Raw genomic sequence first — 7,426 nt, forward strand, 5'->3', positions numbered from 1 at the left:
AGTTAGCGTTGAAAGTAGCCGCTGGAGTTAGATTTATTATCCAGAGTTCAGGTTAAAAATTTAGAGCAAAAAAAAATCGGCCCCAACATTCGTCAGCACCGATTTAATTTTCTACCGCCCATAACAGCGGTTTAGATTAGATTATTCGCGAACTTGACCTTCGCCATCCACTAAGTACTTTTCAGTTGTAAGCGACTCTAAGCCCATAGGGCCGTATGCGTGCAACTTAGATGTAGCAATACCGATTTCAGCACCTAAACCTAGTTGTGAACCATCAGAAAAGCGTGATGATGCGTTAACCATTACAACTGATGCATCTACACTGCGCTGAAATAATTTAGCTGCATCTTGGTTTTTAGTACAGATAACCTCAGTGTGGTTTGAACCAAACTGAGCAATATGATCAATTGCCCCTGCAAAATCAGGCACAACACGAATAGCAATTTCTAAATCAAGGTACTCTTGACCAAACTCACTGTCAGCAAGCACGGTTGCATTATCAAAGTATTGAGCTGCTTTACTATCGGCGTTTATTTTCACACCTTCTTGACGAAGAACTACAGCACACAGGTTTAAAAATTCATCGGCTACTGCTTCATGAACCACTAAACCTTCTAACGCATTACATACACCTGTACGTTGTGTTTTACCATTGAGTAGTAAATTAACCGCAACTTCTAAGTCAGCGTCTTTATCTACATATAAATGACACACACCTTTAAAGTGCTGAATAACAGGGATAGTACTGTTGTCTGTCACAAAATTAATGAGGCCTTCACCACCGCGTGGAATAATCAAATCAATGCTCTCTCTTTGCTGCATCAATTCCATTAATAATCCACGGTCTGGATCTGGGATGACAGAAATAAGTGCGGCCGGTAAGTCATTATTCTCTAATACCTGGTGCATTACGCTTGCAATTGCTTGTGAACTTTTAAGCGCTTCTTTACCACCACGTAAAATTACGCCGTTTCCTGATTTAAAGCACAATGCGCCCGCATCAGCTGTTACATTTGGGCGTGCTTCATAAATCATACACACGACACCAAGCGGTACGCGCATTTTACGAATTTTAATGCCATTCGGACGTTCTGTTATGTCACGTAATTGACCAACAGGGTCTTCAAGACTAACAATCACTTCAATACCTTCAGCCATCGCTTCAATGCGCTCATCATTCAGTGTTAAGCGGTCAATCATTGATGCAGCTAAATTATTGTCACGTGCCGCGCTTAAGTCACTCTCATTTTCTTTAATGATGAATGCTTTTTGCTCTCTTAAAGCGCTAGCCATTTCCAGCAGCACACGGTTTTTTGTCTCGGTATCGAGTAAAGCTAACTGGTGTGCAGCTTTTGCTGCTTGACGTGAAATATCCGTAATTAAACTCATGACTTCTCCAATAATGCGATATCTTTCTCTGAAATAACTGGGCCAATCGAATCTTGCATCTTATCGCTAAACTCGCTTTGTTCGTTATCGGCTATAAAATTTAATAAACAGCTACTGTAATTAGCTGTTGCTTTAGCTAAGCGTGTACCATCGTTACTACGAACTAAGATAGTATCACCAATAGCAAATTCACCATGCACGGCAACAATTTCATCACCGCGAATACAACCTGTTTCACCTTCAAGTGATTCATCAAATGAACCTTCAACAACAACCTCACCTTGCTCATTCGCTGTGTGAGTCATCCAATGCACAGCTTCTTGCATCGGTTTTTCATAAGGTAAAAAGACAGTTCCTGGGTTGATCCCTTCAAGTAGCTGGTTAAATGTTTGCTCTTTAAAACCGTTAATAATGTAAGTTGTAATACCGTGTGATGTTGCTTTCTCGGCGGCTTCTATCTTGGTTTTCATACCACCTGTACCCACTGCACTGGTTGCGCAGCCAGCCATTGCGTAAATAGATTCGTCTATAGACTCTATCTCAGGAAGTAATACGGCATCATCATGTAAGTTCGGGTTTTTATTGTATAAACCGTCAACATCCGAAAATATCATCAACGCATCAGCATCTGCCGCAGCTGCGACCATTGCCGATAAGTTATCGTTATCACCTACTTTTAAATCATCAGTGGTTACCGTGTCATTTTCATTCATGATTGGTAATACACCGTGCTCTAATAATGTGAATACGGTTTCACGAATGCTTTCATAACGTTCACGATCACGTAAATCACCGTGGGTTAACAAAATTTGTGCTGAAGGGAAATCGAAAAAACGGTCCCACATTGCCATCATTTCTGTTTGACCAGCAGCTGCCATGGCTTTTTTCATGGTCACTGTACGTTCCTGCTGTTCAGGGAATAGATGAGCACCGGCTGCTACAGAGCCAGAAGAAACCAAAATAACTTCAATGCCGCGACTACGACAACGAACGATAAACTGTGCGATAGTTAATAAATAACGAGAGCGACAACCATCTTGATCAGGAGCAATTAATGCGCTACCCACTTTAAGTACAATACGTCGCCAATTTAACTTTTGCATAATGTATTTCAACTTTCCATTTAACTGTAACTTCTCAAAGAGAAGTAAGAAAACAATCACTTAGCACTATTACTAAGCTGCGAGTTTACAATTTGTATGTTCCTATACACTTTTTAGCACTCAGCAAAATACGCCCATTTCTATCTGAAATAGTGAATTTTAGATATAGCATAACTTTCATCCAATCATTAGATTGAACGGTTATAAAGTAAAATAAAAAGTGTTGTTTATGCATCGCTGTAAAAAGCTGTGTGAAGCTTCTTTATTAACAACATACATAGAGCCTCTAAAGTCAGATACACCAACAGATAGGGTGATGACTTAAGGACCGAGATTTGTTCACCACGATGGGCGCCAAATATTGAACAGGTAATAATTCAACTCAAAATATAAAAATAGCCTTTAAGAGGCAATATGCTTTCAAGTAAACCAATACCCAAAAATGAGTAATTACATACAAATTTTATTCAAAACAAAAAACTATTGATTTTTAAACAAATAAATATAGTAACCTGCATTTAAATCAGCTTTATTCGCACTAACTTAAAAATAACTATATGTATTCGCTTATAGCTCAACTAGAACTATTTAGATAACAAATTGTTTGAACACTAACTATAATACGCTAAAATCGACTGTAAGATCAAGGTTATATTTTATGCGCTTAATTATGCTAAGACGATAGGATAAATTATCCATATATTTCATAATGTTAAAGAATAATGAATTTTTAATGAAATGGACTAGCTCAATAACCACGATATTTTCTACAAAAAAATCATTAGCAGCTAAAATTCTATTAGGAGAAATGATCATACACGTGTATATCCCTGTATTATAAGTTTGATAGTCTTTTCTCTAAATCAAAGTAATAGATAAGGAATACTTTATATATGTCAGCCATTTATATAGCCGGGATTGCGCTTTGTTCGGTTCTAGCTCAGTGGGTAGCGTGGGCCTTTCGCGTTCCTGCTATTTTGTTTTTATTACTCACCGGCCTTTTGCTTGGGCCTGCAACTGGCGTATTAGACCCTGACGCATTACTTGGCGATTTGTTGTTCCCGGTAGTGTCATTGAGTGTAGCTGTTATCCTATTTGAAGGCTCATTGACTCTGCATTTCAAGGAACTCAAAGGGATTGGTAAAGTTGTCAGAAACTTGTGTTCTATCGGCATGATTGCCACCTGCATTATTATTAGTTTAAGTGCTTACTGGATTTTAGAATTGAATTGGCGCGTCGCCGCCGTGCTCGGTGCTGTACTTGTTGTTACAGGCCCTACCGTAATAGCACCGCTTTTAAATTCAATGAGACCAACACAAGATATTGACCGTATTCTACGTTGGGAAGGCATTGTTATAGACCCTATTGGCGCACTATTTGCGGTTCTGGTTTTTGAAGCTGTTATGCTGGTTGGCCAAGGTGAAGTCTTTGTTCATACCCTTATTGCACTATTTAAAACACTAGGTGTCGGTTTATCTATTGGTGTGGTTGCAGGCTGGCTTACAACTTTGTTGATTCGCAGAGAGTGGTTACCATTTGAATTACATAAATTTGGTATATTAGCTTTAGTGCTTATTAGTTTTACCATTTCTAACCACCTAAGCCATGAATCTGGGTTACTGGCTGTAACAGTATTTGGTATCTGGTTAGCAAACCAAGATGACTTAGAAATTGACTCTGTTTTAGAGTTTAAAGAAGACTTGTCGATGATTCTAATTTCGACATTATTTATATTGCTTGCTGCTCGATTGCAGCTCTCTGACTTAATGATGCTCGACGGTGACGTATTTATTTTTCTAGCGGTTGTGTTGTTCATTGCTCGACCTGTATGTATCGCGCTATCTACTTTTGGCTCTGATTTGCCTGTCAAATCTCGCCTAGTATTAGGGTGGATCGCACCCCGCGGTATTGTAGCGGCTGCTGTAGGCTCTGTATTTGCTATTAGTATGATGGAAGCTGGTGTCGCTGATGCTGAAAAAATTGTCCCGTTAATTTTTACCGTTATTATTATCACTGTTGTGTTACAAAGCTTAACGGCGATCCCTGTTGCTAAGCTACTCGGTGTACGTCAACCTTCTCCAAATACAATCTTAATCATCGGGGCTAACCATGTTGCTCGCGCAATTGGACGTGGTTTAAAAGATCAAAATATCCCTGTCCATTTATCTGATCCAGCATGGGAAAACTGTAAAATGGCTCGTATGGATGGTCTTCCTTGTTATTATGGTAACCCTCAATCTGAACATGCAGAGCGCTACTTACCACTAACAACAATACGCAGTGTGTTAGCACTATCGCCTAATAGGCATCATAACGCGCTGGGCGTACAGTATTTTTCTCATTTATTAAACGAAAAAAATGTATTTTCACTGCGCTCTTCTACCAGCCATGCCAAAGCGAATAAGGACAGTGCAACTTTCTTGTCGCGGCAAATTCTGTTTGGCGAGAGCGGTGCTTATTCAAAACTAAGTAGCCTGATTGCCAAAGGAGGCAAGGTAAGCTCAACTAAAATTTCTGAAGAGTTTAGCTGGGATAAATACCAAGAAATTAATAATGAAGCTATTCCTTTGTTTATTTTGCATTCGGAGAAGGACAGTGACGACGACGCACCTATTAAAATTCGTCCTTTCACTATCAATATGGAAAAACCACCACAGGAAGGAGAGCGCATTGTTGCCCTTCAGCCACCTAAAATGTCTGTGCTGAAAGATCCAGCCAAAACAAAAGAATAAGGCTCATTAAGCGTGCTTTAAACATAAATACCCAAGCCACCTCAAGATGCAGAATTCAGTGTTTCACAGGGGCTTAATATCAAGGCGTTACTTTGCAACAATGGCGATCCCTTTTAAGAAGTAACAACGATGAGAGTAAGTGCCTGTGAAACGCCCTGCGGGTTGGTTTAAAAGCGATTTATACTGCGTTATTGATTTTAACAATAGAACCACTATTGTTTGCAATCAATGCCTTGCATAAATCACTTTTAATTCCAACTGACATTCGCATCTTGAGGTGGCTTGGATATAATTCCAAGGGTAGCTATTTTGTTAACTTGGAACGCTGTTTAAAGCACGTAATATTAAGTTTATCAATCTATTAGAATTGAATTACACCACCGTCTAAAGTGACAATATAAACACGGAGAGTACATATCGCTCGTAAACACAAAGCAACCACACAACACAAGTTATGCCCTACCTAAAAATAAATCGCATTGCTGCCAAGCCATCCATAAAATATAAGCAGTCTTGGTAGAAAAAGAACGATTCTTTCCATCTGTAAGTAACACCTTACAGCATACTTATGTTAATACATCGACAAAACATGCATTCATGCTTCAACTTATATATCCTGCCGCAAATTATTATTCTAATTGGTGGAGTATAAATGAGCTCATATCAAGATGTAACGCAGTTAGATGCATCGACAACAAACAAAACAACATGGAATCTACACGATACGCAGTGGGTTTTAAGTCTATTTGGTACGGCTGTAGGCGCGGGCATTCTGTTTTTGCCTATCAATATCGGAATTGGTGGTTTTTGGCCATTAATTATTTTGGCCTGCTTAGCTTTTCCTATGACTTTTTTAGCTCACCGAGGCTTAGCGCGATTCGTTTTATCGTCCAATAATAAGGATGCTGATTTTACCGATGTTGTAGAAGAGCACTTTGGCGTAAATGCCGGACGACTAATTTCATTGTTATACTTTTTATCTATCTTTCCTATCTTGCTTATTTATGGTGTAGGACTAACGAATACAGTTGATAGTTTTATCGTCAATCAACTGGGCATGGAATCACCTTCAAGGGTATTGCTTTCGGGTGTACTTGTTGCTGGCATGATCAGCTTAATGCTGGGCGGTGAAAAGCTCATGCTACGCGCGTTCGCCATTTTAGTGTATCCATTAGTCGCTATTTTATTTTTCTTATCTATTTACTTAATTCCTAGCTGGCAAATGCCTAATATGGCTTTTCCTGAATTAAGTGGCTTTGCTAAAACTCTGTGGTTATCGGTGCCTATTATTGTGTTTTCATTTAGTCATGCGGCGGCAATTTCAAGCTTTGCTAACGTGCAGCGTGGTCACTATGGCAATGATGCAGCAGCAAAATCAGAAGCTATTTTAAAGCGTACCAGCTTATTATTGATTGTGTTTGTACTGTTATTTGTATTTTCGTGTGTGCTTTCTCTTTCAACAGAACAAATGGCGCAGGCAAAAGCTCAAAATGTATCTATCTTATCGTACTTAGCAAACATCACTGAAAACTCATTTATAGCAACCCTAGGCCCTCTAGTGGCGTTTATAGCCATAACATCATCGTTCTTAGGGCATTTTTTAGGCGCGCGTGAAAGCTTTAATGGCTTAGTCACTAAGCAAACCAAACTAGGTGTGAAGAGCGCTGATAAGTTAGGCGTGGCAATTATGTTTTTTGCTATCTGGTTTTGTGCAGTTAAAAACCCGAGCATCTTAGATATGATGGATCAACTATCAGGCCCTATTATTGCCATGATCTTATTTATCATGCCAATGATAGCCGTATTTAAAGTTCCCGCACTTAAAAAGTACCGTGGCAAAAGTGCTTACTTCATCCTATTTATGGGTAGCTTAGCGGTTCTTGCGCTGCTGTATAGCTTTATAAAGTAATTAAGTATTATTGCGGTTTGGTATAAATACAGAAAAGCCCAGCAAATGTCGCCATTTACTGGGCTTTTTTATTCTTAAAGCAAGCTCTACAAATCTTTTAGAATTAAAGTTTGTTTAAACTCGATGCAAAGTTTGTAACCAAGTCGACTGAGTAAAAAGCGAGAAAGGTGATTGAGTATTGTCTTTGGGATAAGAGCTAAAGCATTGCTTTTTGGATACAGTAGTATTTTAAAGTAGCTGAGTATTGGTAAGTATGAAATGTTAAGAAAAGAGATTGGAGCGGCACACGAGGC

At 39.1% G+C, this 7,426-nt stretch carries 4 protein-coding genes; 2 read left to right on the forward strand and 2 right to left on the reverse strand.

The features are described 5' to 3' along the window. Nucleotides 1-141 precede the first annotated feature (141 nt). Together CSC79_RS16680 and proB are read right to left on the reverse strand one after the other, a co-directional pair. On the reverse strand, nucleotides 142-1,389 hold the full coding sequence (locus CSC79_RS16680; protein ID WP_099296877.1) for a glutamate-5-semialdehyde dehydrogenase: 1,248 nt from the start codon (nucleotides 1,387-1,389) through the stop codon (nucleotides 142-144). After that, on the reverse strand, nucleotides 1,386-2,492 hold the full coding sequence (gene proB / locus CSC79_RS16685) for a glutamate 5-kinase (protein ID WP_099296878.1): 1,107 nt from the start codon (nucleotides 2,490-2,492) through the stop codon (nucleotides 1,386-1,388). The genes CSC79_RS16680 and proB overlap by 4 nt, the downstream gene beginning before the upstream one ends. 893 nt (nucleotides 2,493-3,385) lie before the next feature. Between proB and CSC79_RS16695 the strand changes: the two genes are divergently transcribed. Both CSC79_RS16695 and CSC79_RS16705 read left to right on the forward strand, forming a co-directional pair. Further along, nucleotides 3,386-5,224, forward strand: a complete 1,839-nt coding sequence (locus CSC79_RS16695) for a sodium:proton antiporter (RefSeq protein ID WP_099296880.1) — start codon at nucleotides 3,386-3,388, stop codon at nucleotides 5,222-5,224. Between the two features lie 652 nt (nucleotides 5,225-5,876). Further along, a complete protein-coding gene (locus CSC79_RS16705) occupies nucleotides 5,877-7,133 on the forward strand; it encodes an aromatic amino acid transport family protein (protein WP_099296882.1) in 1,257 nt (418 codons plus the stop codon). Nucleotides 7,134-7,426 lie beyond the last annotated feature (293 nt).

The organism is Pseudoalteromonas sp. 3D05, assembly GCF_002723455.1.
Taxonomy (GTDB): Bacteria; Pseudomonadota; Gammaproteobacteria; order Enterobacterales; family Alteromonadaceae; genus Pseudoalteromonas.

What these genes read in the sequence shown, in the direction of transcription:
- CSC79_RS16695 (WP_099296880.1), top strand. Translation starts at nt 3,386, where the DNA reads ATGTCAGCCATTTATATAGCCGGGATTGCGCTTTGTTCGGTTCTAGCT.
- proB (WP_099296878.1), bottom strand. Translation starts at nt 2,492, where the DNA reads ATGCAAAAGTTAAATTGGCGACGTATTGTACTTAAAGTGGGTAGCGCA.
- CSC79_RS16705 (WP_099296882.1), top strand. Translation starts at nt 5,877, where the DNA reads ATGAGCTCATATCAAGATGTAACGCAGTTAGATGCATCGACAACAAAC.
- CSC79_RS16680 (WP_099296877.1), bottom strand. Translation starts at nt 1,389, where the DNA reads ATGAGTTTAATTACGGATATTTCACGTCAAGCAGCAAAAGCTGCACAC.